Source organism: Thermosynechococcus sp. PP555 (genome assembly GCF_031583225.1).
In the GTDB taxonomy this organism is placed as follows: Bacteria; Cyanobacteriota; Cyanobacteriia; order Thermosynechococcales; family Thermosynechococcaceae; genus Thermosynechococcus.
In genome coordinates this window covers 2,413,457-2,439,058 of the sequence record NZ_CP134168.1, presented here as the reverse complement: position 1 = coordinate 2,439,058, position 25,602 = coordinate 2,413,457, and the positions used below count along the sequence as shown (strand labels likewise).

25 protein-coding genes and 1 tRNA gene are annotated in these 25,602 nt (G+C 53.6%); 10 read left to right on the top strand and 16 right to left on the bottom strand.

Features of this window, described 5'->3' with window-relative positions; all coding sequences use genetic code 11:
- Window positions 1-32 precede the first annotated feature (32 nt).
- Window positions 33-359, bottom strand: a complete 327-nt coding sequence (locus RHH27_RS12000; protein ID WP_206200323.1) for a 2Fe-2S iron-sulfur cluster-binding protein — start codon at window positions 357-359, stop codon at window positions 33-35.
- A 207-nt stretch (window positions 360-566) separates the two neighbouring features.
- Window positions 567-1,307 (bottom strand): FHA domain-containing protein, encoded by a 741-nt coding sequence (locus RHH27_RS11995; protein WP_206200322.1) that lies wholly within the window; start codon window positions 1,305-1,307, stop codon window positions 567-569.
- Between the two features lie 316 nt (window positions 1,308-1,623).
- On the opposite strand from RHH27_RS11995, the gene RHH27_RS11990 reads away from it, so the two are divergent.
- Complete coding sequence (locus RHH27_RS11990; RefSeq protein WP_024125599.1) at window positions 1,624-1,761, top strand: hypothetical protein; 138 nt, start codon at window positions 1,624-1,626, stop codon at window positions 1,759-1,761.
- On the opposite strand, the gene RHH27_RS11985 is transcribed toward RHH27_RS11990, so the two are convergent.
- Window positions 1,758-4,520 (bottom strand): SMC family ATPase, encoded by a 2,763-nt coding sequence (locus RHH27_RS11985; protein ID WP_302678372.1) that lies wholly within the window; start codon window positions 4,518-4,520, stop codon window positions 1,758-1,760. The genes RHH27_RS11990 and RHH27_RS11985 overlap by 4 nt on opposite strands.
- A gap of 442 nt (window positions 4,521-4,962) precedes the next feature.
- Between RHH27_RS11985 and RHH27_RS11980 the strand changes: the two genes are divergently transcribed.
- The gene (locus tag RHH27_RS11980; RefSeq protein ID WP_206200320.1) at window positions 4,963-5,322 is read left to right on the top strand and encodes a hypothetical protein; all 360 of its coding nucleotides are present in this window, start codon (window positions 4,963-4,965) and stop codon (window positions 5,320-5,322) included.
- 11 nt (window positions 5,323-5,333) lie between these two features.
- On the opposite strand, the gene menD is transcribed toward RHH27_RS11980, so the two are convergent.
- From menD to ftsH3, 3 genes are all read right to left on the bottom strand, one after another.
- Window positions 5,334-7,022 (bottom strand): 2-succinyl-5-enolpyruvyl-6-hydroxy-3-cyclohexene-1-carboxylic-acid synthase, encoded by a 1,689-nt coding sequence (gene menD, locus RHH27_RS11975; RefSeq protein ID WP_302678371.1) that lies wholly within the window; start codon window positions 7,020-7,022, stop codon window positions 5,334-5,336.
- Window positions 7,023-7,184: 162 nt separating this feature from the next.
- Window positions 7,185-7,255 (bottom strand) — tRNA-Gly (locus RHH27_RS11970).
- Between the two features lie 55 nt (window positions 7,256-7,310).
- Window positions 7,311-9,149: an ATP-dependent zinc metalloprotease FtsH3 gene (gene ftsH3, locus RHH27_RS11965; protein ID WP_206200318.1), complete on the bottom strand. Its 1,839-nt coding sequence runs from the start codon at window positions 9,147-9,149 to the stop codon at window positions 7,311-7,313.
- 110 nt (window positions 9,150-9,259) lie between these two features.
- Here ftsH3 and RHH27_RS11960 point away from each other — a divergent pair, with 110 nt between their 5' ends.
- The gene (locus RHH27_RS11960; RefSeq protein ID WP_206200317.1) at window positions 9,260-10,087 is read left to right on the top strand and encodes a pentapeptide repeat-containing protein; all 828 of its coding nucleotides are present in this window, start codon (window positions 9,260-9,262) and stop codon (window positions 10,085-10,087) included.
- Here the strand turns inward: RHH27_RS11960 and hisB are convergent.
- Window positions 10,084-10,716 carry an imidazoleglycerol-phosphate dehydratase HisB gene (gene hisB, locus RHH27_RS11955; protein WP_302678370.1) on the bottom strand — a complete coding sequence of 211 codons (633 nt, stop codon included), beginning with the start codon at window positions 10,714-10,716 and terminating at the stop codon, window positions 10,084-10,086. The two genes, RHH27_RS11960 and hisB, sit on opposite strands and share 4 nt — an antisense overlap.
- Window positions 10,717-10,722: 6 nt before the next feature.
- Window positions 10,723-11,343, bottom strand: coding sequence for a hypothetical protein (locus RHH27_RS11950; protein WP_206200315.1), 621 nt, complete (start codon window positions 11,341-11,343; stop codon window positions 10,723-10,725).
- Between the two features lie 127 nt (window positions 11,344-11,470).
- Here RHH27_RS11950 and RHH27_RS11945 point away from each other — a divergent pair, with 127 nt between their 5' ends.
- Complete coding sequence (locus tag RHH27_RS11945) at window positions 11,471-12,385, top strand: cell division protein FtsQ/DivIB (RefSeq protein ID WP_302678369.1); 915 nt, start codon at window positions 11,471-11,473, stop codon at window positions 12,383-12,385.
- 49 nt (window positions 12,386-12,434) lie between these two features.
- Entirely contained in the window at window positions 12,435-13,166 is a 732-nt protein-coding gene (locus RHH27_RS11940; protein WP_206200313.1) for a peptidylprolyl isomerase, read from the top strand.
- On the opposite strand, the gene RHH27_RS11935 is transcribed toward RHH27_RS11940, so the two are convergent.
- Both RHH27_RS11935 and RHH27_RS11930 read right to left on the bottom strand, forming a co-directional pair.
- Entirely contained in the window at window positions 13,126-13,662 is a 537-nt protein-coding gene (locus RHH27_RS11935) for a DUF2062 domain-containing protein (protein ID WP_206200312.1), read from the bottom strand. The genes RHH27_RS11940 and RHH27_RS11935 overlap by 41 nt on opposite strands.
- 78 nt (window positions 13,663-13,740) lie before the next feature.
- Window positions 13,741-14,952 carry an MFS transporter gene (locus tag RHH27_RS11930; RefSeq protein ID WP_206200311.1) on the bottom strand — a complete coding sequence of 404 codons (1,212 nt, stop codon included), beginning with the start codon at window positions 14,950-14,952 and terminating at the stop codon, window positions 13,741-13,743.
- 309 nt (window positions 14,953-15,261) lie between these two features.
- Here RHH27_RS11930 and RHH27_RS11925 point away from each other — a divergent pair, with 309 nt between their 5' ends.
- Window positions 15,262-16,665 carry a BCD family MFS transporter gene (locus RHH27_RS11925; RefSeq protein WP_206200310.1) on the top strand — a complete coding sequence of 468 codons (1,404 nt, stop codon included), beginning with the start codon at window positions 15,262-15,264 and terminating at the stop codon, window positions 16,663-16,665.
- A gap of 6 nt (window positions 16,666-16,671) precedes the next feature.
- Here the strand turns inward: RHH27_RS11925 and RHH27_RS11920 are convergent, their stop codons facing one another.
- Window positions 16,672-17,922, bottom strand: a complete 1,251-nt coding sequence (locus tag RHH27_RS11920; RefSeq protein ID WP_302678368.1) for a hypothetical protein — start codon at window positions 17,920-17,922, stop codon at window positions 16,672-16,674.
- A 296-nt stretch (window positions 17,923-18,218) separates the two neighbouring features.
- A complete protein-coding gene (locus tag RHH27_RS11915) occupies window positions 18,219-18,623 on the bottom strand; it encodes a hypothetical protein (protein ID WP_149819669.1) in 405 nt (134 codons plus the stop codon).
- A 139-nt stretch (window positions 18,624-18,762) separates the two neighbouring features.
- On the opposite strand from RHH27_RS11915, the gene RHH27_RS11910 reads away from it, so the two are divergent.
- The 3 genes from RHH27_RS11910 (at window position 18,763) to cobA (ending at window position 20,763) form a co-directional block, all read left to right on the top strand.
- On the top strand, window positions 18,763-19,203 hold the full coding sequence (locus RHH27_RS11910) for a DUF29 domain-containing protein (RefSeq protein WP_302677472.1): 441 nt from the start codon (window positions 18,763-18,765) through the stop codon (window positions 19,201-19,203).
- A gap of 103 nt (window positions 19,204-19,306) precedes the next feature.
- Window positions 19,307-19,948 carry an L-threonylcarbamoyladenylate synthase gene (locus RHH27_RS11905; protein WP_302677473.1) on the top strand — a complete coding sequence of 214 codons (642 nt, stop codon included), beginning with the start codon at window positions 19,307-19,309 and terminating at the stop codon, window positions 19,946-19,948.
- A 53-nt stretch (window positions 19,949-20,001) separates the two neighbouring features.
- Window positions 20,002-20,763, top strand: a complete 762-nt coding sequence (gene cobA / locus RHH27_RS11900; protein WP_302678367.1) for a uroporphyrinogen-III C-methyltransferase — start codon at window positions 20,002-20,004, stop codon at window positions 20,761-20,763.
- On the opposite strand, the gene RHH27_RS11895 is transcribed toward cobA, so the two are convergent.
- Both RHH27_RS11895 and RHH27_RS11890 read right to left on the bottom strand, forming a co-directional pair.
- The gene (locus tag RHH27_RS11895) at window positions 20,743-22,623 is read right to left on the bottom strand and encodes a chloride channel protein (protein WP_302678366.1); all 1,881 of its coding nucleotides are present in this window, start codon (window positions 22,621-22,623) and stop codon (window positions 20,743-20,745) included. The genes cobA and RHH27_RS11895 overlap by 21 nt on opposite strands.
- A 77-nt stretch (window positions 22,624-22,700) precedes the next feature.
- Window positions 22,701-23,381 carry an NnrU family protein gene (locus tag RHH27_RS11890; protein WP_399373400.1) on the bottom strand — a complete coding sequence of 227 codons (681 nt, stop codon included), beginning with the start codon at window positions 23,379-23,381 and terminating at the stop codon, window positions 22,701-22,703.
- A gap of 175 nt (window positions 23,382-23,556) precedes the next feature.
- Between RHH27_RS11890 and RHH27_RS11885 the strand changes: the two genes are divergently transcribed.
- Entirely contained in the window at window positions 23,557-24,624 is a 1,068-nt protein-coding gene (locus tag RHH27_RS11885) for an AI-2E family transporter (protein WP_302678365.1), read from the top strand.
- A gap of 114 nt (window positions 24,625-24,738) precedes the next feature.
- On the opposite strand, the gene RHH27_RS11880 is transcribed toward RHH27_RS11885, so the two are convergent.
- Window positions 24,739-24,927, bottom strand: coding sequence for a nucleotidyltransferase substrate binding protein (locus tag RHH27_RS11880; protein WP_302678364.1), 189 nt, complete (start codon window positions 24,925-24,927; stop codon window positions 24,739-24,741).
- A gap of 3 nt (window positions 24,928-24,930) precedes the next feature.
- Entirely contained in the window at window positions 24,931-25,587 is a 657-nt protein-coding gene (locus RHH27_RS11875) for a Uma2 family endonuclease (RefSeq protein ID WP_302678363.1), read from the bottom strand.
- Window positions 25,588-25,602: the final 15 nt, after the last annotated feature.

Genomic DNA, 25,602 nt, shown 5'->3' with positions numbered 1-25,602 from the left:
GAGCGATAATAATGACGAAATTAACTAAAAGATTAAGTCAAGTTCAGTAAGTTATCTTCTTCGTGGGTTGAGATCACGCAATCGGATGTGGGATAGGCCGCACACAGCAGCACAAATCCAGCATCCAACTCCTTGGGCTTTAAAAAGGAGTGATCCGACTGATCCACCGTCCCTTTGATGATCCGACCAGCACAGTTGACGCAGGCACCGGCGCGGCAGGAGTAGGGCAAAGCAATGCCCTGGGCTTCGGCAGCATCAAGAATATACTCGTCAGCATGAACACGAATGGTTTTATTCAAGCCTCTTGCTTCATTGACCAGTGTGACACTATAAACTTTGCTATGATCCCGCTTTGTCATTTAAGCTCTCCTAAAACTGGCTTTTGAAATGTCTGTCTGTTTGTCCGCTTAACTCATGACTTTAGAGCGATCGCAACCCCACAGGCAGTTGTAGAACGCATTCCATATTGCTTTCATTTTAGCAAAGGCACTCAGGGGAACGACTGTTATACGGAATTGTTTATACTTTGAAACTATTTATCAAAGCAATGCAGGATCTGGGTTGAGCTAGTTGCCGGTTTGAGTGGCAGGTGGTGTACCCTGCGGTTGACTGGGGGAGAAGCCCGATCGCCAGACGGCTCCTGCGATAATGGCAACAACCACAAGGGCGATCGCCCCTAGACCCACGAGGCTGGTTTTTGAGCCTTGGCTCTCTTTTTCATGGACGGTTTCTTTGTTGTTCCCCTGCGGCTCCCTGTCGCTCTCACTGGCCAAGGTCTCTTTTGCGGATTCGGCTTCAGGATGTAACTGCGTGGCTGCCGCTGCCACCAATTCACGGCTCGGGGTTCGCCGCAGTTCGCCACTTAGCTCCATACCCACAAGGGTTTCCTTGGCACCCCGCAGATCGGATTTAATGCTTTGGAAGGCAATGGATTGCAGATATTGGCTGAACTCGGTATCCGCCATCGAGAGCATGAGATAGGAAGCCTTGGCTTTACGACCAAAGAGAATCACATCGCCGTGCTGCAATTCATGGCTACTGATGCGCTTGCCATTGACAAAGGTGCCGTTGGTACTGGGCTTACCATTGGCATTGCCATCCACCAAACGATAGCGGTAGCTGGTGGTACCGGGGACAGGTACCCGCAGGAGAATAGCGTGCTGGCGAGAAACCGTTTCAAAGTCAATAACAATGGCATTACTCTCATCGCGCCCAAGGGAGTAGGCCGCTGCCTCAAGGGCGATCGCCCGCCGGCCACCCACGGTATTCAAAATTAAAACGTGACGTTCCTGTTGCAGGCTATTCATTACCTCTATCCCCCGTATTTCAACAGCCCTCAAGAAATCATCCCCTCTGCAAATCTGAATCCTCCCCGCCTTCAGCTTGAGTTAGGGCAGGAGCAACGTTACAAAACGTGACACTTCAACAAGTGGTCTAGGCTGTGTGCTTACTTCTACCTTTGCCTGTTTCACCTAGGGCTGCTGTGATATTGATCACATTTAAGAGGGTTTTTAGGGAGCGCCACAAATCGTAACAAGTCGTTATCCTCAACCCCACTGCCAAAAAAGCAGCCTAAAATTAATTTGGTTACTGTGGATTCAATGGTGCTTGGAGTTTATTCCTATGGCCACGGATTTTAATCGCGGCATTATGAAGTTTGATGGTGCCGACAGCCCAGCGATGATCGCGATTTCTGCCGTTTTGATTCTTGGCTTTATTGCGGCACTCATTTGGTGGGCTCTCCACACGGCCTACGCCTAAGGGAGCGATCGCTCCAGATGGATCGTGTGCTCGGTGAGGGCTTCAAAGGTTGCATCGTGGCTAATCACAAAAAGTTGATGAAAACTTCTGAGGTTGCTCAGGCTCTCGGCCAGTTGTTGGCGGCGCATCTGATCCATATTGGTGGTCGGCTCATCAAAGAAGGCAATGTCGGTGTTGACCAGTACCCGCAACAAGGCTAAGCGCACCGCAAGGGCAGCACACATTTGCTCACCGCCGGAGAGGCTTTTGAAGGGTCGCCAGTAGCCGCCTTCATTCACCTGAATCTCATAGTCCGATGTCCACTGGAGCGCCACATCGGGACGGTTGAGAAGTTCGCGCAGCAGGCGATCGGCTTCGCTGGAAACGGTGTGCAGATAGGCTTCACTAACGCGAGGGCCACTCTTTTTGAAAATCTCGCGGGCCGTCTCAATCAGAGAGTGGTGTTTCTGTGCCGCTACCAGCTTTTGCAGTGTCTTTTCCTGTTCGGTGGCGACTTCATCAAGATGCTTGAGGGTGGCAAGGCAGCTTTGGTACTGCTTTTCTTTTTCAGGAATCGCACCAAGGAGCCGTTGATACTCGCGGTGTAGGTTTTCGTAGCGATCGCGCACGGCTTCCAGAGCGGCTAAATCCACCCGCTGCTCTTGGGCGTTGTACTCTGCTTGGGCTTTGGCAAGGGCAGCTTTTAACTCATGGGCGGCTTGCATAGCTGTTCTCAGGGTCGCTTCATAGCTTTCTACTTGGGCGGCCTGCTGCTGGTGTTGGAGATAGGTATCATAGCTGGGACGTAGTCTAGCTAGCTCATCCCTCAGCTGTTGCCGCTGTTCCTCAAGGGTGGCATAGTGTTGGCGTTCCTCATAAAGGGGGGTGAGGCGAGCTTGTAGGGTGGCCTGTTCGGTACCCAAACGTGCGTAGTCGGCTTCCAGTTGGGGGGCTGCTGCCTGCTGCTCCAGTAACAGTTGGCGCTGGGCATGGGGTTGGCCAAGGTTGGCGCGTTCTTCCCGTAACTCGTTCAAGCGGCGTTCTAAATCAGTGAGTTCTTTGCTTAGGGGTTCTACGGTTTGCTGGCGATCGCTCAACTGCTTAAGCTCTGCTGCCAAACGGCTGCGTTCCTCCTCAAGGGCTTGGGCTTGCAAGAGGGATCGTTCTGCGGCGGCAGCACGGGCAATGTCAGTTTCTAACTGTTTTAACGTTTGGTTGAGGGCAGGAATAGCGGCAGGATCTGTGAGGGTTTGTCGCAGTGCCGTGAGTTGATCCAAAAGCCAACGGTAGTTCTCCTGCAGCTGTTGGAGTGCCGTTAGCCCCTGTTCAATGGCAGGGCGAACTAGAGCAAATTGCTGAGCGGCAGTGAGTTCGGCGATCGCCGCCGCTACAAGGGGATCCGTTTCCGTGGCTTGGGTTTGCGCTCTCTTGAGAATGGGATCGAGGGTAGCAGCAAAGGCATGGGCGGCGGTGGCGTGGCTGAGTTGGGCTTGGAGTCGCTCCCGTTCTGCCTGTTTAGCGCTCAAGGTGGCGGCTATGGGACGCTGTTGCTCTAGGGCTTGCACCTGTTGCGCAATTTTCTCAAGGCGGGCTTGCAACGTTGCCGCTTGTTGCTTGAGGTGGCGCAGTTCTTGATCCGCCTGCTGGGCTTGCTGGTAGCGCGCCTCAAGGGGGGCAATTTCGGCATCGAGGGCGTCGGCAGCAGCAATTTGGGGTTCAAGGGCAGCAAGTTGACTAGCAATGGTGGCGATCGCTTGGCGTTGGCTTTCAATACTAGCTAATTGGGTGGCCAGCTTTTGTTGCTGCTGCTCTAGCTTGCGAATGTTCTGCTCAAGGGCAGCTCGTCCCCGTAGTTGCTGCTCAAGTTCTTGGTAGCGGCTCTCTTGCTGCCGATAGCGATCATAGTCGGATTGCAGTTGCTGGCACTGGGCTTGGCTATTGCGAGCTGCGGCCAACTGGCGCTGGCGATCGCGACAGAGTTCCTCCTGCTGACGCAGTTGGGCTTCGAGGCGCTGACAGGTTTGCGCAAGACGGTTCAGCGTTTCAACGGCAGCTTCGTATTGCTGTTTTTCGGTGGCTAAGGCCTGACATTGTTGGCGTAATTCCTCGCACTGCTGGCGATCGCGCTCTAGCTCCGCTGCCAAGGCGGTTGCCTGTTGTTCATATTGCGATCGCGTGGCCAGTTCCTGCTTTTGCACAGCCAACTGCCGCTCTAGGGACACCACCCGCTCTTGGGAAAAATTCACGAGGGCAAGGGCATTGTCAAAGGCTTGGCGATAGTCACTGACTTGCAAAATCGGTTCAAAAACTTGCCGCCGCTGGGCGGGTGGCTTGAGAAAATCCGCCGTGATCATCCCTTGGGGAATGCCAATGATCTGCTCAAAGAGATCCCGAAGCGGAAAGGCACTGCGGATACCAAGGTGCTCCTGCAACCACACCTGCACATCTTCACGCAACGAAAGACCGAGGTCTCCCACTTGGGGGTCATAAATCGCGTACCCCGTTTGCGTATTGCGCCGTACCACATAGGAGCGACCGTCTGCTGCCGAGATAAACTGAACTGTGGCTTCGGCGCGTTTAGCACCCTTGCGAATAATCGCCTTATTAAAGCCACTGCCATAGCCCGAGGTGGCATCAAAGAGAACCCAAGCAATGGCTTCAAAAATACTGGTTTTGCCCGCACCATTCTCGCCACAGATGACATTCACACCGGGCAGAAACTCAAACGTGCGATCGCGGTGGGTCTTAAAATTTTTTAGGGTTAGTCGCTGAATTTCCACCGTCTGTCTCCAAAGGCTAGGGCAGTTGATAGAACGTTGATCAACCCATATCAAACAACAAGTGAGAGAGTTAAAGCTAGCTACCCTCGCTCAGCCAAGTGTGAAGTTCTTTAGGAATATTACTTGTCGGCAGGTGTTCTGCATTGATAAAACAATCCATACTTTTACAAAAGTTTACTTGGTCTTAAGTCTTTTTGAAAAAGTTGCCATTAGCCAGTGACTTTCCCTAGGCTGGATCTATAGCAATACCCTTGTTTCTCGGCAAGCTTGGTCTCCGCACTCGATGCTCCTAGCTCTAGGCACCCTACGCTGGGAGAAATGCCTAGTTTATCTTATCAAGCGTATTTCCAGTGCCTAGGGTTAGCGATGCCGTGCACCGCTACTTTCTCCAGAGGCAGTTGAGTTGACAATTACAGCATTTCACCACGAGAGGATTTGGCCTGTGGATTTATTACATAAACAGATTCTGGTTCTGAGTAACAAAATTGATGCCCTCTACCAGATCGTTGAACAACTCAACCAAAAGGTTTCTAAGGCCCTAGAGGAGGGGCGGCTCAAGCCTCTGCCTGTAACCCCTACTGAGCAGAATCCTCTGCCCAAACCGCGTCCTTTGGTGAGTACCCCAGAACACAAGGATATTTTGGTGGATGATGACTATAGCCAAACACGCAACCTCAGTGGCGATCGCCCCCTGAGTCCAGAGGTGCAAATTCAACGGCTGACGGCACAACTCACGGCGGCCTACAATCAGATTGCGGCGCTAGAGGAGCAGTTGCTCTCCCACCACATCCATAGCCACTGAGGTACCGCAAGTTAAATTGTGAGGTGAGCCAGTACCTGCTGGCGCCATTGGGCATTTTGCTGGCGATCGCTCTTAAATTCCAAAAGTCGTACCTTTGGCCAAGGGGCAAGGGAAAGTTGGGTTTTCACATCCGCCCAGTCCTGTAAGCAGTGATAGGGAATGCCGTAGGCCGCTGCAAGCTGGGCAAAATTGACCGCTTGGGGGGTGGCAAAAAAGCTCTCAAAGGGTGGATCAAACCGCCGAATCGGTAGATGCTCAAAAATACCACCGCCGTTGTTATTGATCAGCAGTACGGTTAGACACCCTTGAAACTGGGGCGTGATCAGCCAGCCATTGGTATCGTGCAAGCAGGCCAAATCCCCCGTGATCAAGAGGGTGGGCTGACCGCGATGGGCAACCCCAAGGGCACTAGATAATGTGCCATCAATGCCGTTGGCGCCTCGATTAAAGTAAAAACGATGGTGGCGATCGCTCGCCCGCCAAACACTCTCAACATCGCGCACGGGCATACTACTGGCCACAAAAATCGCCGTTTGCGATGGCAACCACTGCGGCAGATGGTAAATCAGCTTGGCTTCACAGAACCAATCAATGGCCTCCAAGGTTCGCTTCAGTTGCTCATGTACTCGTTGATCGTGGTCTTGCCAGTCCTTGAGGTAGGGGTTGGGGGGTAGGGGGTCGGGGGGGCAGTCCACCGCTTGGGGGGCGATCGCCACCGTTTGACAGCGGCCATGGAGGGGATTGTTGTTATCGCCCGTGGGGTCAAGGCACCAGATCAGGGGATCGCAGGCACTGAGCCATTCCCGCAGGGCTTTACTGGTGGGTAGCGGCCCTAGTTGAATCACTGCTTCAGGACGCAAGGATTCCCGTAGGTGGCCATTTCGCAGCAGCAGATCGTAATGGGTAATGCCGTGGGGCAGTCCCCGTGCGTAGGAGAGGGCATCGGCAAGCACTGGCCACTGCAGAAACCGACTCAGGCGATCAATCGCGTCCGCTTCCGCCAAAGGCTCCACCCCATGACTGGGTCCCGCAATAATCAACCCCCGCTGCATCTGTTGCCATGTTTGCCAAGGGAGAGCGGTGACAACCCGAGGCGGCACAAAGGGCTGCACCTGATCAAAGAAGTTCTTTGGCAGTGCCCCATGAAAATTGGCCTCAGGGCGCAGGTCAAGGGGATCCCGCAGGGGAATATTCAAATGGACTGGCCCCGGATCTGGCCAGAGGGCAGTTTGCCAGCTATGGCAGAGGGTTTGCCGCAGGTAGGGCAGCAAAGCAAGTTCCGGCAGACTTAGTTCGCGATAGTGACGTACGGCATGACCATAGAGATGCACCTGATCAATGGCTTGTCCCGCTTGGCAAAAGCGCAATTCGGGGGGGCGATCGGCGGTCAGCACAATTAACGGTAAATGACTAAGGCTTGCTTCAATAATCGCGGGATAGAAATTGGCCGCAGCAGTACCTGAAGTGCAGACAAGGGCAACGGGTCGTCCCTGCTGTTGGACAAGGCCAAGGGCAAAAAAAGCTGCCGAGCGTTCGTCAAGAATCGGCAGGGCCTCAAGATGGGGATGGGCAGCAGCCGCGATCGCCAATGGTCCCGAACGTGATCCCGGCGAGAGAACGACTGTCCGCAGTCCTAAGCGATAGAGGGTTTCAAAGAGGACGCTCGCCCAGAGGACATTGAGATTTTCAGTGAGAATCATTCATCAATCCAGAAGCGCTATCCTAGCCGAAGTGGCTGAGCCATAGGCCACCAATAGAATAGGGTGCTAAATCCAGTTTGAGCCTATTTTGAGACTTTGAAAGAGCATCCCAGAGTCTTTGCAATACGCCAAAATGCAGGTTCTTCAAGGAGTTGAGTGTTAAGCGGGCAGCGGGAATCGAACCCGCGTCTCTAGCTTGGAAGGCTAGGGTTTTACCATTAAACCATGCCCGCAGTCCCAAGGAATACTACATTAGCACGACCCTTGGGGCGATCGCAAAGGGCAAGCCTAGGGAATCGTTGCCATCTTCACATCGTTGCGATCCAAGATGCTTTGGAGTTCCTCCGCATCGATTGTTTCTTTTTCAATCAGCACTTGGGCAATTTGGTCAAGGACGTGGCGGTTGTTCACCAAGACCTCTTTGGCACGACGATAGGCTTGCTCGACGAGATTGCGCACTTCGTCATCAATGGTGGCAGCCGTTTCCTCGGAGAAGTCCCGTTCTGCCATAATGTCGCGGCCAAGGAAGACATTCCCGGTTTGCCGTCCCAAGGCCACAGGTCCTAGGCGATCGCTCATGCCAAAGCGGGTAACCATTTGGCGAGCCACCCGTGCCACCTGTTGCAGGTCGTTTGAGGCACCGGTTGTCACCTCCTCTTCACCAAAGACAATTTCTTCAGCAATGCGACCCCCAAGGGCAACGGCCATTTGGTTTTGCAGGTAGGCACGGCTATAGAGACCCGAATCCATCTGATCCTCGTTGGGAGTAAACCAAGTCAGACCACCTGCCCGCCCCCGGGGAATGATGCTCACTTTTTGAACGGGATCGTAGTCGGGCATCAGGGCACCGACAAGGGCATGACCCGCCTCATGGTAGGCGACTAACTTCTTGCGGCGATCGCTCATGACACGGTCTTTTTTCTCAGGCCCAGCGAGGACGCGATCGATGGCATCGTTAATCTCATCCATGGAGATTTCAGTCAGGTTGCGGCGAGCCGCCAGAATGGCCGCTTCATTGAGTAGGTTCGAGAGATCCGCACCGGTAAAGCCAGGGGTACGGCGGGCAATTTTATCGAGATCCACATCCTTAGCGAGGGTTTTGCCACGGGCATGAACCTTGAGAATATCGAGGCGACCTTTGTAATCCGGACGATCCACCACCACTTGACGGTCAAAACGCCCCGGACGCAATAGTGCTGCATCCAAAACATCCGGACGGTTCGTTGCAGCAATAATAATGATGCCCGTATTCCCCTCAAAGCCATCCATTTCCGTCAGCAGTTGGTTGAGGGTTTGCTCCCGTTCATCATTGCCCCCCCCCAGACCAGCACCGCGCTGGCGACCGACGGCATCAATCTCATCAATGAAGACAATACAAGGGGCATTGGCTTTGGCTTGTTCAAAGAGGTCGCGCACCCGTGAGGCACCCACCCCAACGAACATTTCCACAAACTCAGAACCGGAAATTGAGAAGAAGGGAACGCCCGCTTCACCAGCCACTGCCCGCGCAAGCAGGGTTTTACCCGTTCCGGGAGGCCCGACAAGGAGAACCCCCTTGGGAATTTTGGCGCCCACTTCGGTAAAGCGATCGGCGTACTTGAGGAATTCCACCACTTCACCCAGTTCCAGCTTGGCCTGATCAATGCCAGCCACATCATTAAAGGTCACTTGGGTTTGGGGTTCCATCTGTACCCGTGCCCGTGACTTACCAAAGTTCATCGCTTGGTTGCCAGGACCTGCTTGGGCACGCCGCAACAGGAAAAAGAGCAGTACCAGCAAACCAATGGGAACCAGTAAGCTGCTCAGGGCGCGGAACCAGAAGCCATCGTTGCTTTGGGGCAAGACGGCGATGTCCACATTGTTAGTTGTGAGAATGTCAAGGAGTTCGGGGTCATTGGGAAGATTGACCAGCACTCGCGTGCCATCTTGGGTAATCGCTTGTGCCTGCGAGCGGTCGGGGGTAATACTGACTTTGGTGATTTGCTGATTTTCGACCTGTTGGATGAACTCACTGTAGGGCCATGTCTGTTTGGTCGTGGGTTGGCGATCAAAGAAGGCAGTGGCCAAGGCCAGCACCACGATTGCAAGAAGAACATATAAACCTGCGTTTCGCCATTGTTTATTCACCGATCGCCATCCTCCGCTAGGAAAAGTGAAAAGTCTTTACATAAGTTCATACTAACGCATTCTTTCGCAACCCTAGGTGAGCAGTCCCGTGGTTAAGATCATCAATATCCATGATAAGCCGTCAGAAAATGCTCGATTTAGACACCTGCTACCGGGTACTGGAGTTGGAGCCGGGGGCAACCCTCGAGGAAGTGAACCGAGCTTATCGGGATTTGGTGTTTATTTGGCATCCCGATCGCATCCCGAAGGACAACACACGGCTAATCGAGAAGGCACAAGAGAAAATTAAGCAGTTTAATGAAGCGCGGGATCAACTGCGGCAGCATATTGCCCGACACGGCAGCCAAACCTCCCAGCGGACTGCTAGCCAGCGGCAAACCTATCGTTCCTCGCCGCCACCCCCACGCTATCAATCCAATCCCTACACCTATCGCAGCTATCATGCGCCCCGTGAGCCGCAGCAAACGACGCACCAGACCTATAGCCAACACCACAACCACACCTACGGCACCTATCAGCGCCAACGCACAGCCGCGCCCCCGCCCCCAGAACCACCCCGCACGACGCCTCCCCACAAGGATATGTCGGGGGTGAATTTACAGGGAGCCAACCTGAGCGAAAAGGACTTTGAGGGGCGCAATCTCAGCCATGCCAATCTCAGCTATGCCGATCTCAGTGATGCCTTTTTGCACCGCGTGATTCTCCACCGTGCTAACCTGCGCCACGCCAATCTCTTTCGCGCCAATTTGCTGCAAGCAGATCTCAGCTATGCCGACCTGCAAGAGGCTAATCTCATTGGTGCTGACTTGAGTGGGGCTGATCTGCGGGGTGCCGATTTACGGGGAGCAAAGATGAGCCAAGGCAATCGCCTCCTAGTGAAACTGACCGGGGCACGCCTCACGGGAGCGATTATGCCCGATGGGCACGTCCACACCTAAGCTTGGATCACCCCCTTAGAACTGGGAATGTGCTGACTGCGGCGCGGGTCAATGGCGATCGCCATGCGTAGGGCACGGGCAAAGGCTTTGAATGTCGCTTCAATAATGTGGTGGGAGTTAATGCCATCCAATTGGCGAATATGCAGCGTCATGCGGCTATGGTTCACCAAAGCAACGAAAAACTCCCGCACCAGTTGCGTATCATAGGTGCCCACCCGCTGCGTGGGAATCTGCAACCCATAGCTAAGGTGGGGACGCCCCGAGAAGTCTAGGGCAACTTCCACCAAACTTTCATCAAGGGGAGCCACAAAGTGACCAAAACGATGAATCCCCCGGCGATCGCCCAAGGCTTGATCGAGTGCCATCCCCAAGGTAATGCCCACATCCTCATTGGTGTGGTGGTCGTCAATATGGGTGTCGCCTGTGGCCTGCACCCGCAAATCCACAAGGCCGTGGGAGCAAAGCTGATCCAGCATGTGATCGAGAAAGGGAATCCCCGTGTGATTGTCCGCTCGACCATTGCCATCAAGGGTGAGTTCAACGTGAACCTTGGTTTCTTTCGTCTGGCGATCGACCGTGGCTTGGCGCAACCGAGGCGCGTGGCCATTACTGAGGAGAGAGTCGTTCATGAAGCGTTACTGACGGGGTTGGGGATTGGCAGAGGTGGCTGGCGGTGGACTCGCCGCAGGCGTTCCGGAAGGAATTGCCCCCGTACGCGGAAAGGGCACATCCACAAAACCTAATTCTAGCAATTGCTGATAGGCCTTTTGTCCCAGTTCACGGGTGGGGTTTTGGCTGCGGATAATTTCTACCAAAAGGGGCACGGCAAGCTCAGGTTGGTTATTAGCGCGATAGACCAAAGCCAGTTGAAAAGTCGCTTGATCGCGCAGTTGTGCTGCTTCTAGGGCACGGCGACGGTTGCTATCGGCAGCCGCAGTATCAATCCCCAAAAAGCTAGAGTTGAGGGACTGGTAAAAGTTCGAGAGTTGGTTCATCACCGTACGGGCTTCTAAGAGCTTGCGAGCGGCGACGGCATAATTTTGGCTATTGACTGCGGCGGCAGCCTCATCCATCAAGCGCTTGCCCCCCTCAAGGGTATAGATTGAAGAGCTGGGTGGGGGTGTGGGATTCACAATCTGGACATTGGGGCTAGAAGATTGATTCTGAGCAAACACCGCCCGCGGGAGTACCCCCAGTAGTAACACCCCGAGGAGCAGGGATGATCTTGAGCAGTGAGCAAATGTATTCAGGGGCATGGTGCGAAGCCTTTACTAAGATAGAGGCAGTCAAGCGGACAATCAACATCGCGTATCTTACCACCAAGTAATGACAGCCCGTGCAGGATCCTAAGTTCCAATTTTCCTCAAGACTGAGGCCGTGGCCATGGTAAATCCCACCCCTCAGGGGACAACGGCTCATGATGCCATTCGGGAACGGCGCCGCCAATTGCAAAGTAAACGCCGCTGGCGGCAACTGGCAGGGCTTTGGCGTACCAGTGTCCTCTTGACCTTAACAGGGGGACTGGTTTGGGGACTGACGCTGCCGGACTGGGTTATCCGCCGCCCGGAGCAAGTGGTGATTCGCGGCAATCAACTGCTGAAAACGGAAGCGTTGCAGGCACAATTGCCCCTTGAGTATCCGGAGTCACTGCTGCGTTTGCGGCCACAGGAGATCATTCATGCCCTAGAAACGACGCTGCCTCTGCAACGGGTGACGATCGCCCGCCAACTCTTTCCGCCGACACTGATTGTCGAAGCCCAAGAACGCAAGCCTGTCGCAGTCGCCACCTGCAATCAATGCTGGGTAATGAGTGCAAGCGGGCAGCTGCAAGGGCCTGCCAGTCGCTGGTTGGTGGATGGCCTCGGATTTGTTGCCCCGCTGAGTAGCTATCAAGCCAGTGCCGTGAAGCCAATGCCCACACTCCAATTGCAGGGGTATTTTGTACCCGTTAAGGATGCACCGCGCCCGCAGACAATGGCCATCGATCGCGATCGCCAGCAGCAGTGGCAGCAAATTCACCAGATTCTCCAGCAGCAGGATTTACCGATTACGGGTTTAGATTGGCGCAATGAACAGAATCTAATTGTCCAAACCCCCCTCGCGCCGGTTCATCTTGGGGTGGTGCAGTGGCATAGTCCCACATTGAAGAAACAACTCAGTGCCCTAGCCAGCCTCAAGCAGTTACCTCAGTACTTGGATCCCCGCCAAATGGTCTTTATTGACTTGGTGAACCCCGATGAACCCTTAGTGCAACTGCGGCAACAACCAACACAGCAACCCCTTCCCCGCAGTCATTAGGGCGCAAGGGCACGGCATAATAGAACGGTTAGCTTGGAGTGGCTGGTCAATGAAACCCCTGAAGTTCGGCACAAGATTGCCCCGATTTCTGCCACAGTTGGTGATGGTGCTCGGTGTGCTTCTGCTGGTGAGTTGCGCGTCACTCTCCTCAGTGGCTGACACCAGTTCAATTCCAGGAGCACAAAGCCCAACCCCTATGGCCAATTTACCTCGACTCAATGGCGATGCAACGGTTGTACTGACAGTCAACGATCGCCCGATTACGATTCAAGTGAAGGGGGATGCTGCCCCGATTACCGCTGGCAATTTTGTGGATTTAGTGCAGCGGGGAGTCTATGATGGCACGATTTTTCACCGTGTGGTTCGTGAACCCCGACCCTTTGTGGTTCAAGGCGGGGATCCCCAGAGCAAAGACCCCAGTGTGTCGCCGCAACTCTACGGCACGGGTTCATTCATTGACCCCGCGACCAATCGCCCCCGCTACATTCCCCTAGAAATTCTCGGTCAGGGCAGTGACACCCCCACCTATAGCCAAGCGGGCAAAGTCTCACCCGTTCTCAATCATACGCGCGGTGCGGTGGCCATGGCGCGATCGCAACTCCCCGATTCGGCCTCAGCCCAGTTTTATATTGCCCTTGATCAACTGGATTTTCTGGATGGCAATTATGCCGTCTTTGGCTATGTCACCGATGGTATGGACGTGGTGGACAGGATCCAACAGGGCGATCGCCTGCAATCCGCTAAGGTTGTGGCCGGTTTAGAAAATTTACAGCAGCCATAGCAGAACGCCGCCGAAAGCGTTGTCGCAGGGTGGGTAGCAGTCGCAAACACAGGGCGTAGGTGAGGAGTCCGGCAACCACGCCCACCCAAACACTGCCAAAAATCAGAATCGTTGCCATTTGCCCCCCCTGTTCGAGGAGCTTTTCCCAAGATTGCCACTCACCAAAAGATAGGGCAGGCTGCCCCATCAGCCACCAACCCACCTGAAAGTTAAACCAAAACAGGGGGACATAGGTGAAGGGGTTGCTCACCCAAGTGGCAAGGGCAGCCAAAGGCTTGTTGCCGCGCACAAGGAGGGCCACCGTGACGGCAATAAGTATTTGCCCCCCAAACAGGGGCAGCATGCCAGCAAAGACCCCTGCTCCAAGGCCACGGGCAATACTCTCAGTGCTACTGTGGGAGCGCATCAAGCGCAAATAGTGATAGCGGAGCGATCGTCGCCAAGCATGGAGCCAACGGGGCTGTCGAGAAGGCTGAGGAAAAGACAACCGCATCATAGGTGAGCGTCGAGAGGGTTCAAAGGTTGAAAAAATGGGCGAATAAAGGTCTTTGCTTAGCAGTTTGACATATTTTGCTTAGAGAGTGCTAGGGGTCGCATCCTTGGGCTTGCCCAATCCCAGCGCCAAAAAGCCAAGGGCGATCGCCATCATCACACTGCTTTGCCAAGCGGGCGCCACCCCACCCCAGCGATCGAAGACCCACCCTGCCCATGCCGGTCCAGCAATCCCCGCCACACTTTGGAGTGATTGGCTAGCGCCAATAATTTTCCCCTGATCTTGATCTCGCACCCGATTGGAGATCACCCCTCGCAGCGAGGGCAACATGATTCCCACGCCAAAGGCCAAACCCACCACACACCCATAAAGCAAGGGCGCACTAAAGCCGCCCGCACTGGGCACCGCCGCAATCCCCAACAAGGCCAAGGCCACTAGGAGCAATCCCCCCAAGCTCAAGCGCTGCTCACCAAAGCGAGGAATCAATGAGCGAATCAAGCCCGCCTGCACAATCGTACTCACCACGCCAATAATCACAAAAATGATCCCCGCTTGGGCAGGTCCCCAACTCAATTGCCGCTTCAAGAAGAGGACGAAGATACTGGTAAAGCCAGCAAAGGCAAAGTTGAAAATAAAGAAGGCCATGAGTAAGGCTTGGAGGGTGCGTTGATTGAATAGCTCCAACCACTGTTGCTGCAAGGCAAAGCTCTTTAGGGTCAGGGGCGATCGCTGGGCTGCGGGCAATGACTCTGGCAAGATGAAATAGGCCAAGATGACATTCACCAGTGCCAAGCCCGCTGCAAACCAAATCGGCAACTTGAGATCAATGGCTGCTAGACTGCCGCCAATGGCCGGCCCAAAAATGAAGCCAATGCCAAAGGCTGCCCCCGTTAAACCAAAGTTCTTAGCCCGATCTGCTGGAGCAGAGGTGTCAGCAATATAGGCCTGAGCCGTTGAAACCACGCCCCCCGTGAGACCATCAATAATCCGCGAGACAAAGAGCAGCCAAGGAACCGTCGCCACAGCAAAGAGAATGTAGGACAGGGCCGTACCGGCAATGCAAATCAGCAACACCGGGCGACGTCCCCAATGATCCGAGAGGGCACCCAAAAGGGGAGCAGCAATGAATTGGGCAGCAGCAAAGGCAGAAAATAACAGCGTCAAGCTCAACGCATCAAAGTTAAATCGCTCCACGAGGAAGGGCAAAATGGGGAAAATCAGACTCTCACCCAAACGGTCGATGACAATTGTGAGTAAAACAATGAATAATGGTGAGCGTAGGTTGATCCCCATTGATGTGATACGTCCTCAACTGATGGATGCCTGCCTTGGCGGGTTTAGACCCCCAGAAAAAGGCAGTACAATAAAAGACTACAACTTAACACAATACAGTCCTTTTCCCATCGATTGGACACAGCCCAAAACATCCTACTGATGAGGTGATGCCACCCATGTCTGCTTATACGGAATCTTTGAAGCGATCGCTCTTTTTGACACTGATTGCCCTAGTTGTATCATTGACGATTTCCTTCTTGATGGCAATCTAAATTTGCCCTGAAAATCATTTATCATCTTCTATCAGTGATGTGAGTTGAGTGAGGTATGGCCACTCGTTCTGCCGCTGCACCCCCGCCGCTGCCCCTGTGGGTCATGTTTCGCTTGGGTCTGTTTCAGATGGCACTGGGGATGATGTCGATTCTGGTGTTGGGGGTGCTCAACCGCATCCTGATTAAAGAACTGGCGGTGCCGGCCACATTGGTGACGCTGACGATCGCCATGCATCAATTTGTCTCACCGGTGCGCGTGTGGTTTGGTCAGCTCTCCGATGCCCATCCCATTGGCGGCTATCATCGCACGGGGTATGTCTGGGGTGGGGCTTTGGCCTTTACGTTGGTCACCTACGCGATTGTTCAAGTGATCTGGCAGGTGGGGCAGAGTTTAGATCAAGCGGGCTGGAGTCTCATCACCCAAGGGTGGATTGGCCTATTGGGATTGCTCTTTGCCGCCTATGGCATTTGTGTCAGTAGTAGCTCGACCCCCTTTGCTGCCCTGCTCGTGGATGTCTCCGAAGAGGAAGATCGGGGCAAATTGGTGGGCATTGTCTGGTCCATGTTGACCGTGGGCATTGTGGCGGGTGCCATTCTCAGTAGTGTGCTGCTGCGTCAGTTGGAGCTAGACCCCCCCATTGAACTGCTACAACAAAGTGTTAATCGCCTCTTTTTGGTGGTTTTGACGGTGGTCTTTGCCCTCGCGATCGCCAGCACCTGGGGAGTTGAGGCCAAGTATTCCCGCTACCATGTGCGCAGCCGTGCCTGTGACAATCCGGAAAACATTACCCTTGGTCGCGCCCTGAAAATTCTCACGGCCAACTCCCAAACGTGGCGCTTTTTTCTCTTCCTTGTCCTGATGACCCTGAGTTTATTTATTCAGGAACCGATTCTGGAACCCTTTGGCGGTGAAGTTTTTGGCATGACGATCGCCGAAACCACCCGCTTGAATGCCTACTGGGGCATGGGTACCCTTGTGGGTCTAAGTTTCACCGGATTTTTGATTGTGCCCCGCCTCGGCAAGATCCGCACCACCACCTATGGCTGTTGGGGGGTGGCCTTGATGTTCTTGCTCTTGATCATCTCAGGCGTCACGCAGCAGGTGTGGCTCTTTCAGTTGCAACTCTTTCTCTTTGGCATTGCCGCTGGGGTGACAACAACGGGTGCCCTCAGTCTCATGCTGGACTTAACGGCGGCGGAAACAGCGGGGACATTTATTGGCGCTTGGGGCTTAGCGCAGGCCATTGCCCGGGGATCAGCGACTGTTGTCGGCGGAACGGCCCTTGATATTGGGCGTCAACTGTTTGGCGTGCCGATCCTCGCCTATGGATTTGTCTTTTGTCTGCCGATGCTGGGAATGCTGGCCGCTGTCTTGCTTCTGAAACGAGTGGATGTCAGTCAATTTCGCCAACAATCTCAGGTGGCGATCGCCAAGGTCTTGGCTGAGGACTTGGAATAGAGTCACCTACCAGCGGGCAAAGAAGGAAAAATCCAACTTACCAAAGTGGGTGACATGGGCGATATTAAAATGCTCTAGGCAATTCACCAGCCAGCGTACCTTGCCGCGACTAAAGGACTGATAGTGGTTAAACAGGATCGCAAAGCGTTTTTCAAGGTAGGGTTTTACTTTCTTGCTGAGGAGCACAACCTTGAGCAATAAGCCAATCGTTGCCGCCGTGCCGATGGTATTGAGCAAGTCAACAAAAACCAGATGGTTAGGATTTTGGGCGCTATCCACCACTAAGTAGTTGAGGGTCTGGCTACAGGTGCGCACAATCGTAAATTCATTCAGAGGTTGTGGCTGCTGAAAGAGGGGCAGCGTTTCCAAATACTGGTAAAAGCGCTGGCGAAAGCGACCCCGCCCCACATCCGCTGTGGTGTCCGTCAAGTAGTGGAAGAAGGCATCCCGAAAGTCGCGGGTGGATTTCAGGCGTTGCAGCCGCTGTCCAAATTGACTGGCCAAGTCGCGATAGGTGTGGCGGCCATCCACCTTACCGACAAAATGTTGAATCGAGGTTCTGACTTCCTCAGCAGAGAGCAACGTAGGATTTTTCACCAGTGGGATATTGTTATGCCCCTGAGCACGGCGAAACTCACTCGTGAGGTATTGACTCAGGTTCATTTCAAACTGCTGAGTGGCCTTTTGCTGAAAGTCTTGAATGTAGCGCAGGTCTTCGGGTGTCGTGTCATCGCCCACCAAGCAGTGGTTATAGAGATAGGGATAGCGGCGAATTAAGGTGGCAAGGGGGCGATCGCTATTTTGCTGAATCTGTGAAACGTCTTGGGCATCTTCTTGCAGAAATTGCACCATGCGCTGGAGCTTCTGAAAGGCTTCACTCTCTAAATAATCCTTGAGGAGCAGCCGCAGCTTACGCACAATCGGTGCCCGGCTCAGACCCCCCGCCGGCATCGCCACAGGCGTTTGCAGCATAGCCAGAAATTCGGGAACTGCCCCTTGGAGCAAAGGACGCGACTGCCAGCGGTTAATCAAAATGTGGCAGCAGCGGTTCATAAAGGGACGAAAATTATCTGCCACCCGTGCCCCCGTCACAATCCGATCCATCACCTCTTGAATCTGGCGATCGGGATAGGTATAGCCCATGAGAAAAAGGGCACGAAACCGCTCAATGACTTGCTGTGGACTCTCGTGCTGCACGCATTCCAGCAAGTGTTCATAAATCAGTTGGTAGTCGTTTGTCTTTATCCAAGTATTCATAGGGGATAATGCGCTCCTAAGCCACGCCGCTACCGACCGTGCTGGAATTCAGGGGCACAATTGAGAGGGTCTAACATACCTGCATCATAGAAGGCAACATATCGTTAACTGGTGATCGAAAGCACGTTTTTCCCGTGATCCTAATCACAAGAATGACTTAAGTACCTTTGATCGCTGACTAGCGCAAACGCCCTACTACTTTTTGATGATAAACAACAAGACAATCAATTGACAACCGACGATAAAAATTGGTGCCAAGTTCTCTCCTCATGAAGAGTTTTTAGGCTTTGCGAGCATTAGCGCCCCTGATACCCCGAAAGCTGAGCTAGACCCTCTAGGGGATAGACCCCCTCATAGCGTTTACCGTTGATTTCCCATGTGGGGTAGGCACGGATATTGGCCTGCTTGCACAGTTCTGGCTGGCCATTGGTACCGCGGGCATCGCACTCAATATAGTTGATACTTTTGAAAGCGCTGCCAAAGAGTTCTTTTTGCTTCATGCAAGCGGGACACCAGTAGGCACCGTACATCTTGGCATTGATTTTCTTGAGGTGGTTCGCCAGCCCTTGGGGGGAAATGGTCTGACTGGTTCCCTGCGCCATGACCATATCGGGAGAGTGCAAAACAGGTAAACGGGGCACAAGGGCGATCGCCAGCCCCACACCCAAGCCAAACAGGAGATAGCGCAAGGAGTTTTTCATTGAGAACCATCCACTAACCGAATCTAGTGTACTGTACTCCACATAGTGCTAGAGCTAAAGACCGCGAGTACCGTCTTGTAGTTCCGCTATTCTGAAAATTGCATCTAAGAATCATGCTGGCACGCCTTATCTAGGAACAATGAAGCAGCAGTACGACCAAGATTACAGTGCGTGGATTGCAGAAACAGTGGCATTGTTGCGAGAAGGACGATGGCAAGAGTTGGATCTGCCCCATCTCATTGCTGAGGTAGAGGACTTGGGCAAAAGTGAACGGCGCGCCATCAATAGCCAGTTAACTCGTCTGCTGCTACACCTCTTAAAGTGGCAATATCAACCCCAGCGCCGATCCGATAGTTGGTTGGATTCGATCACGGATGCCCGCACTCAAATTGAGCTGACCATAGCTGATAGTCCGAGCTTGCGGGATTATCCGGCCAGCCAACTTGCCATAAGCTATGAACGCGCTCGCCGCCAAGCAGCAGAGCAAACGGGTTTACCGCTGAGCACCTTTCCTGAAACCTGCCCTTATCCCCTAGAGAGGGTTTTGACCCAGAGTTGGCTCCCCGAAACGGACACTTAGCTCAAAACACTAGATGAGGTGCATTAGATGAGGTGCATTCGCCCGTGCTATTGCCGTTAAACTAAAACTACGTTATAGCGGCAGTGCCCTTGCGGATCTTTGAATGGCAGCGATTTTTGAGCTTCATCCGGTTAACCCCCAGCCCCGCACGATCGCCCAAATTGTTGAGGCTCTCAAGGAAGGGGCAGTCATGCTCTACCCCACGGATACCGTCTATGCCATTGGCTGCGACATGAACCACAAAGGAGCGGTGCAACGGGTACGCCAACTCAAGCAACTCTCCAACGATAAACCCGTCACTTTTTTGTGCTCTTCCCTCTCCAACATTGCCCAGTATGCCTATGTCAGCGATGCTGCTTATCGCCTCATGCGTCGCCTGATCCCAGGCCCCTACACCTTTTTGCTCCCCGCTACCAAACTGGTGCCCCGCCTTGTCCAAAATCCCAAACGCAAAACCACAGGGATTCGCGTACCTGACCACGTTGTGAGCCAAGCGCTATTGACCGCCTTGGGGAATCCGATTATTTCCACCTCAGCACGACTGCCCGACGACGAGACGTATTACGTGAATACCGCAGATCTCTTCGATGCCTTTGACAAACGGGTGGATTTAATGATTGATACCGGCGAACCCCCCGGACAGCAAATGTCGAGTATCCTTGATCTCACTGTGGAGCCGCCGCTACTGGTACGCAAGGGACAAGGGTGGGAAGCGCTACCAGCAGAACTGGTGACTGTTGAGTGAGCCACTCCAGCTTTTCAGCAGATAGAAACCGTTATACAAGGTTTGATTCAAGAATGAGTTCATCGCAATTAATTGGCAAAGTATATTTAGTGGGCGCAGGCCCCGGCGATGTGGGGCTACTGACGGTGCGTGCCAAGACGCTACTGGAGTGGGCGGATGTGGTGCTCTACGATGCGCTGATTAGCCCCGAAATTCTTAACTTGATCAACCCCGAAGCGGAAAAAATTCATGTGGGCAAGCGGCGGGGCAACCATACCCTCTCCCAAGCGGAGATTTGCCGCCTGTTGATTGACTTGGCTCAGCGCCATGCGGTGATTGTGCGCCTCAAGGGGGGTGATCCCTTTGTCTTTGGCCGAGGGGGTGAAGAGTGTCTTGCCCTTGTCGAGGCTGGCATTACTGTCGAAGTGGTGCCGGGGGTCACCAGTGGGGTGGCTGCACCTGCCTATGCGCACATTCCCCTCACCCATCGGGATTTTAGTTCTTCGGTGGTTTTTGTCACGGGCCATGAGGCTGCTGGTCGCTATCAACCGCGTGTAAATTGGTCGGCTCTGGCTACGGCGGTGGATACGATTGTGATTTACATGGGACTCCATCATCTGCGGGAAATTGTGCCGCAACTCCTGGCAGGGGGGCGATCGCCCCAGACGCCCTTGGCCTTTATTGAATCAGGGACAACACCGCAACAACGGGTGGTGGTGACAACCCTAGAGCGAGCGATCGCCACCTATGACGAGGCACAGATTCAAACGCCTGCCTTGATTGTCATTGGCGAGGTCATTCACCTGCGCTCCCAGTTAATCGGAAGTCTCCACTAGGTCTGAAGAAACAGGTTCTAGGGACACCGACAGCATTGCCCGCTCCAAATAGGGCAAAAGCTTACGTCGCGTTTGATCCAGAGAATAGGCAAGGCGGATATTCTCTCTGGTGAGTAGGCCTAACACCCGTTGCGGGTTCTGGCGATCGACCACGGGCAACTGCCTTAAATCCCGCGCTGCCATGCGATCGAGGGCGTCCTTCAGGGGTTCATCCCCATAGGCCAGTAACAAGTCTCGCGTACAGACACTCCCCACCATTTGCGTTTGATAGGCGGTTGTTTCCTGATCCGCTTCCCAACGGGTCAGCACCCGATTAATATCCCCAAGGGTGACCAACCCCATCAAGTCCTGCTGACTATCGGTCACAAAGGCGCAGTAGGCTTTTTTTTCAATCAGTTGCAAGCCAGCTTCAACCACAGGCATTGCTTCGCTAAGAAACAGCACCTCCGATTGCATGGCTTCCGCCACAGAAAGATTGGGGGGACTTTCCTCCTGCTCCTCCTTCTGGGTCTGAGCGCTGGGTGCCAATGCGGGCAGTTCGCCCCGTTTTTGAACACTCAAACTATTCACTAGCCAGACACTCAAGCCCACCGCTGCCATCAGAGGCAAAATAATGCGATAGTCCCGCGTCATTTCAAAGAGTAGCAAAATGGCGGTTAAGGGGGCATTGACGCTAGCGGCAAGGACGGCGGCCATTCCCACCGTTGCGTAGGCGGCAGGAGCAGCAATACTGTTGGCAAACATGGGTAGCAGGATGGGCAACACTTTACCATAAGCGGCACCAAGGGACGCGCCCAAAAAGAGCGCCGGTGCAAAGATGCCCCCCACTAGACCACTGCCTAAACTCACTGCTGTTAAGACCATCTTGGTCAGTAGCAAGATCAACAGCAAGCCGAGGGAAAAATTCACATCCCTGAGAATTGCTTCCACCGTTTCATAGCCAATGCCCAGCACTTGCGGTAAATGCAAAGCCACAAGGCCAACGCAGAGGCCACCCACTAGGGGACGCAGCGCTAGGGGAATACGACCTAAAAACTGCATGGGTGGAATTTTCCCCTGAAAGACTTGGGGGAGCCACTGAAGTAACTGGGTATAGACAATGGCAACGCCGTAGGCCAACAGTCCTAAGCCCAAATACAAGGGCAACTCAAGGGAACTGCGCACCTCATAGGTGGGCAAATCAAAGGCGGGTTGTGCCCCCAAGCCAATTTGGGTAATCAGGGCAGAAATCACAGCAGCCAAAAGCACCACACTCACAGCCGTTGTTTCAAACGTGGTGCCCAATACCACCTCTAGGGCAAAGAACACGCCAGCGATCGGGGCATTGAAGCCTGCTGCCAACCCTGCCGCCGCCCCTGCACCGAGGAGCAACTTTTGCCGTTCTCGGGAAACCTTCAGCGCTTGACCCAAGAGAATGCCGATGTTGGCACCCACTTCCACACTGGGGCCTTCTGGACCAAGGGACGCACCTGTACCAAGGGAAATCGCCGCCGCAAGGGTTTTGGCAATGGGGCGAATGAAGGGAATTTCCTTGCCTGCTTCTACAGCACCCATCAATGACATCAGGTTGGGACTAAACTCTTGGACAAACCAGCGGATGATCCCCACCAGCAAGCCCCCCAAGGCCGGAACACAGGCCAGTGTCCAAGCGCCCCATCGACCAATAAGCCCCATCAAGTCTTCAAGGGCCATGTGATGAATTGTCTCAATCAGGTAACGAAACAGCAGCACACTTAGCCCGGCACTGCCGCCAATGAGTACTGCCAAGACCAGTACGACGGTTTCCGGGGGCGGTTGCAATTGATTGAAAAGACGAGTGAGGCGAGATTCAGCAGCAAAAAGGGGGGAGAGGGAGGACACTGGTGGAAAAAATTTGCCTGAAACGGGATAGCTCTAACTTAATTATGCGCAATTATGCGCAATTTCCACGGGAGACGCTAAAAGGGCAAGAGTTGCGGTGTCACACGGTAAAAGTAGGGATGCAGCCACCACAGCAAGGCGACAAAGATGGCTACTCCCCCATAGGCGGGGCGCAAAAATTCTTGCCACACCAGTTGTTGCTTGCCCTGCCAAATAGCTTTGAAGGGAATGATTGAGGTGCGGGCTTTCAGGGCAGTAAACGCTTCTCCATGCCGTGCGTACCAGCGGCGATCGCCATGCCAAACTCCAAAGCAGTGATGGGCAATCAGCCCAAGGGAGGTCAGCAGTGTAAAGGACGTGCCCAACCACAGCGTATGCGCCACACACCAGATCACCTGTCCCCATAACTGCGGGTGGCGGGTAATGCGAATAATCCCCGTTTCGTAGAGGTGTACCTCTGGCCTCTGCACAGCGGCAATCTCTAGCAAGTTAAATGTGGCCGGATAAAGAAAGAGAAACGAGAGGGCCGAGAGGCTCCACACCAGAGCACCCATCCCCGGCACCCCTTGGAGTTGCCACAGTTGGACGCCATCGTAGCGATGGGCCAAAAAGTAGAGAATCAAGATTGTCGCTAAGGGTAGACTCACTAAGGCAAAAAAAATGCGATAAAGGCGGGCACCGACGCGCTTTTCTGCCCAAGGACGTAAGCTTGCCAATCCACTGTGGGCGATCGCAAACAAGAGCAATAACCCCACCATGATCCACTGCGAACTGGTTTGCCAACTGTGCTGATCCACGCCGATCTACTCCGTACGATTAAAACCCCATCCCATGATCCCAAAGGGTCAGACGCTTTGTAAAGTAATGTAACTAAGCCGCAAAACGCAGCCTATGAGCTATAGTCAAGGCGTTGAGGGCATCCGACATCAATCTATGTTCAATTGGCTCGATCGCCTCGAAAACCACCGTCTACTGCGCCTGCTGCTGCTCTTTGCTCTTGGCTGGATTGGCGTGCAACTTTTGCACTACTTTGCCTACGTCTTACTGATGTTTCTTTTTGCAGCCATTCTGGCGTTTTTACTCAACTATCCCGTGGGCTGGCTCAAGCGTTACTTGCCCCATGGTTTGGCGGTTACCATTGTGTTTCTCGGGACATTGGCAATTCTAATCGGCTTGGGGATTACCCTTGGGTTGGCGATCATTGGCCAGTTGCAGGACTTGATCACCAATTTGCCCAGCCAAATTGATCTGTGGATTGACTCCCTTGAGAGGATGCAGCAGTTTCTGGCGCGATGGAATCTAGACATCAATTTCCAGCAACTGGAGTCAGAATTACGCAACTTTGCCCTTGCGGGTCTGCAGTTTGGTTTTGGCAAGTTGCAGTCTGTCTTTGCGCTGTTGCTCAGCGGCATTATTCTGGCTGTGATTACCTTCTTTATGCTGCTGGAGGGGGAGCGGCTATGGCAGTACCTACTGAGTTTTTTGCCTGATCCGTGGCGCGATCGCGTGCCCCAAGCCTTAGAGCGGAACTTTTTGGGCTTCTTTAGTGGCCGTTTGCTTCTCTCTCTCTTCTTTGGTACCGCCACATTCCTTGTCTTGCTGGTGTTACGTGCCCCCTATGCCCTTGCCCTTGGGGCGATCGCCGGTGGCTTGGATCTCATTCCAGGGATTGGCTCAACGATGGGCATTTCCCTCATCTGCTTGATCCTGCTGCCCAAGAGTATTGCCCTGAGTGTACAAGTGCTGATTAGCTGTATTCTGCTGCAACAGGTGGAAGAAAATATTCTCATGCCCCGTGTCATGCGCAACACCGTCAACCTGAATCCAGTGGTTTTATTTTTTTCCCTCCTAGTAGGGGCAACAGTCGCAGGAATTGTCGGTATTTTCCTTGCCATTCCGATGACGGGGACGATCGTCAGTTTGCTAGATCTCAAAGCCTTGCAGGCAAGCAGTGAGGCTGCTCCGAAATCCTCGCAGGGCAAACGCATACTCAGGCAGTAGCAAGGAGATGAGCGAGATAGTCATCGTCCCATCCTGCTCTCAAACGTTTTGCCTTGACGCTGACCTTTACAAAGGTGTCCTGACGCATTCACAGTTATTGTGCTGGATAATATCTCATTCTTGATTGGAATAGCTATAGTCCCTGAGCAAGTTCCACGCCAGTTCAAACGTGTACTCAAATCCTTGAATCACTCCCTGCTTTTCTATATTGCTCAAGGGGCGAGTACGGCACAGTTCCACCCCTTCCTGAAGCCTCTGAAACGCTTTTTTATAACTCTTGAGTCGCCACTGCCAGCGTTCCATGATCTATCCTTCACTGAGGGGGTGATCACTTCTTGTTGACAACCCCTGTTGCAATGTGAGCATCACCTTTTTCATATCCCCTTGTAAAAGGGCCGGCAAGTTCAGCCAGAGGCCGGCAAACTCTTGACTACGCAGCACTCCCTCGCGATCGGGCTGTTGTTGAACGTAGCTCCCCTGCTCGCGGTGATACCAGTAAAAGGCCTGTTCTGAGACCACCCACACCAGATATTCCTTGACGCCAAAGCGGCAATAGAGGTCTTTCTTGTCGTGGAGATCGTAGGCGGCACTGCTAGAGGCAATTTCAATCACTAACTCCGGTGCCCCTTCGATGTAGTCATCGGCACTAATGCGTGATTGTCCCCCCGCCGATTCTTCGAGGCGCAATAGCACATCAGGTTGCACTTCATTGCTGTCATCCAGCCGTACAGTAGCATTGTCACACATCATCAAACTGGGCATCAGTGTCGCATAGGTACCCAGCCACACAACCATGTGTCCGTGAGGTTGAGCGTGCTTTCTTACTCTAATTGGGGAGGCCACAAACACGACTCCATTGATGAGTTCCGCTTTTTTGATGTGGGGAGAGTGCTCATAGCGGTATTCAAATTCCTCGCGGGTCAGGCGATCGCCACTTTCAAGGGTGAGGAGAGGAGCCGTCATTTTTCGCAACCGTCC

What these genes read in the sequence shown, in the direction of transcription:
- RHH27_RS11875 (WP_302678363.1), bottom strand. Translation starts at nt 25,587, where the DNA reads ATGACGGCTCCTCTCCTCACCCTTGAAAGTGGCGATCGCCTGACCCGC.
- RHH27_RS12000 (WP_206200323.1), bottom strand. Translation starts at nt 359, where the DNA reads ATGACAAAGCGGGATCATAGCAAAGTTTATAGTGTCACACTGGTCAAT.
- RHH27_RS11890 (WP_399373400.1), bottom strand. Translation starts at nt 23,381, where the DNA reads ATGGTGGGGTTATTGCTCTTGTTTGCGATCGCCCACAGTGGATTGGCA.
- RHH27_RS11885 (WP_302678365.1), top strand. Translation starts at nt 23,557, where the DNA reads ATGTTCAATTGGCTCGATCGCCTCGAAAACCACCGTCTACTGCGCCTG.
- RHH27_RS11995 (WP_206200322.1), bottom strand. Translation starts at nt 1,307, where the DNA reads ATGAATAGCCTGCAACAGGAACGTCACGTTTTAATTTTGAATACCGTG.
- RHH27_RS11925 (WP_206200310.1), top strand. Translation starts at nt 15,262, where the DNA reads ATGGCCACTCGTTCTGCCGCTGCACCCCCGCCGCTGCCCCTGTGGGTC.
- RHH27_RS11920 (WP_302678368.1), bottom strand. Translation starts at nt 17,922, where the DNA reads ATGAATACTTGGATAAAGACAAACGACTACCAACTGATTTATGAACAC.
- RHH27_RS11910 (WP_302677472.1), top strand. Translation starts at nt 18,763, where the DNA reads ATGAAGCAGCAGTACGACCAAGATTACAGTGCGTGGATTGCAGAAACA.
- RHH27_RS11935 (WP_206200312.1), bottom strand. Translation starts at nt 13,662, where the DNA reads ATGATGCGGTTGTCTTTTCCTCAGCCTTCTCGACAGCCCCGTTGGCTC.
- RHH27_RS11930 (WP_206200311.1), bottom strand. Translation starts at nt 14,952, where the DNA reads ATGGGGATCAACCTACGCTCACCATTATTCATTGTTTTACTCACAATT.
- RHH27_RS11905 (WP_302677473.1), top strand. Translation starts at nt 19,307, where the DNA reads ATGGCAGCGATTTTTGAGCTTCATCCGGTTAACCCCCAGCCCCGCACG.
- RHH27_RS11945 (WP_302678369.1), top strand. Translation starts at nt 11,471, where the DNA reads ATGGTAAATCCCACCCCTCAGGGGACAACGGCTCATGATGCCATTCGG.
- RHH27_RS11960 (WP_206200317.1), top strand. Translation starts at nt 9,260, where the DNA reads ATGATAAGCCGTCAGAAAATGCTCGATTTAGACACCTGCTACCGGGTA.
- RHH27_RS11915 (WP_149819669.1), bottom strand. Translation starts at nt 18,623, where the DNA reads ATGAAAAACTCCTTGCGCTATCTCCTGTTTGGCTTGGGTGTGGGGCTG.
- RHH27_RS11990 (WP_024125599.1), top strand. Translation starts at nt 1,624, where the DNA reads ATGGCCACGGATTTTAATCGCGGCATTATGAAGTTTGATGGTGCCGAC.
- hisB (WP_302678370.1), bottom strand. Translation starts at nt 10,716, where the DNA reads ATGAACGACTCTCTCCTCAGTAATGGCCACGCGCCTCGGTTGCGCCAA.
- RHH27_RS11940 (WP_206200313.1), top strand. Translation starts at nt 12,435, where the DNA reads ATGAAACCCCTGAAGTTCGGCACAAGATTGCCCCGATTTCTGCCACAG.
- cobA (WP_302678367.1), top strand. Translation starts at nt 20,002, where the DNA reads ATGAGTTCATCGCAATTAATTGGCAAAGTATATTTAGTGGGCGCAGGC.
- menD (WP_302678371.1), bottom strand. Translation starts at nt 7,022, where the DNA reads ATGATTCTCACTGAAAATCTCAATGTCCTCTGGGCGAGCGTCCTCTTT.
- RHH27_RS11950 (WP_206200315.1), bottom strand. Translation starts at nt 11,343, where the DNA reads ATGCCCCTGAATACATTTGCTCACTGCTCAAGATCATCCCTGCTCCTC.
- RHH27_RS11880 (WP_302678364.1), bottom strand. Translation starts at nt 24,927, where the DNA reads ATGGAACGCTGGCAGTGGCGACTCAAGAGTTATAAAAAAGCGTTTCAG.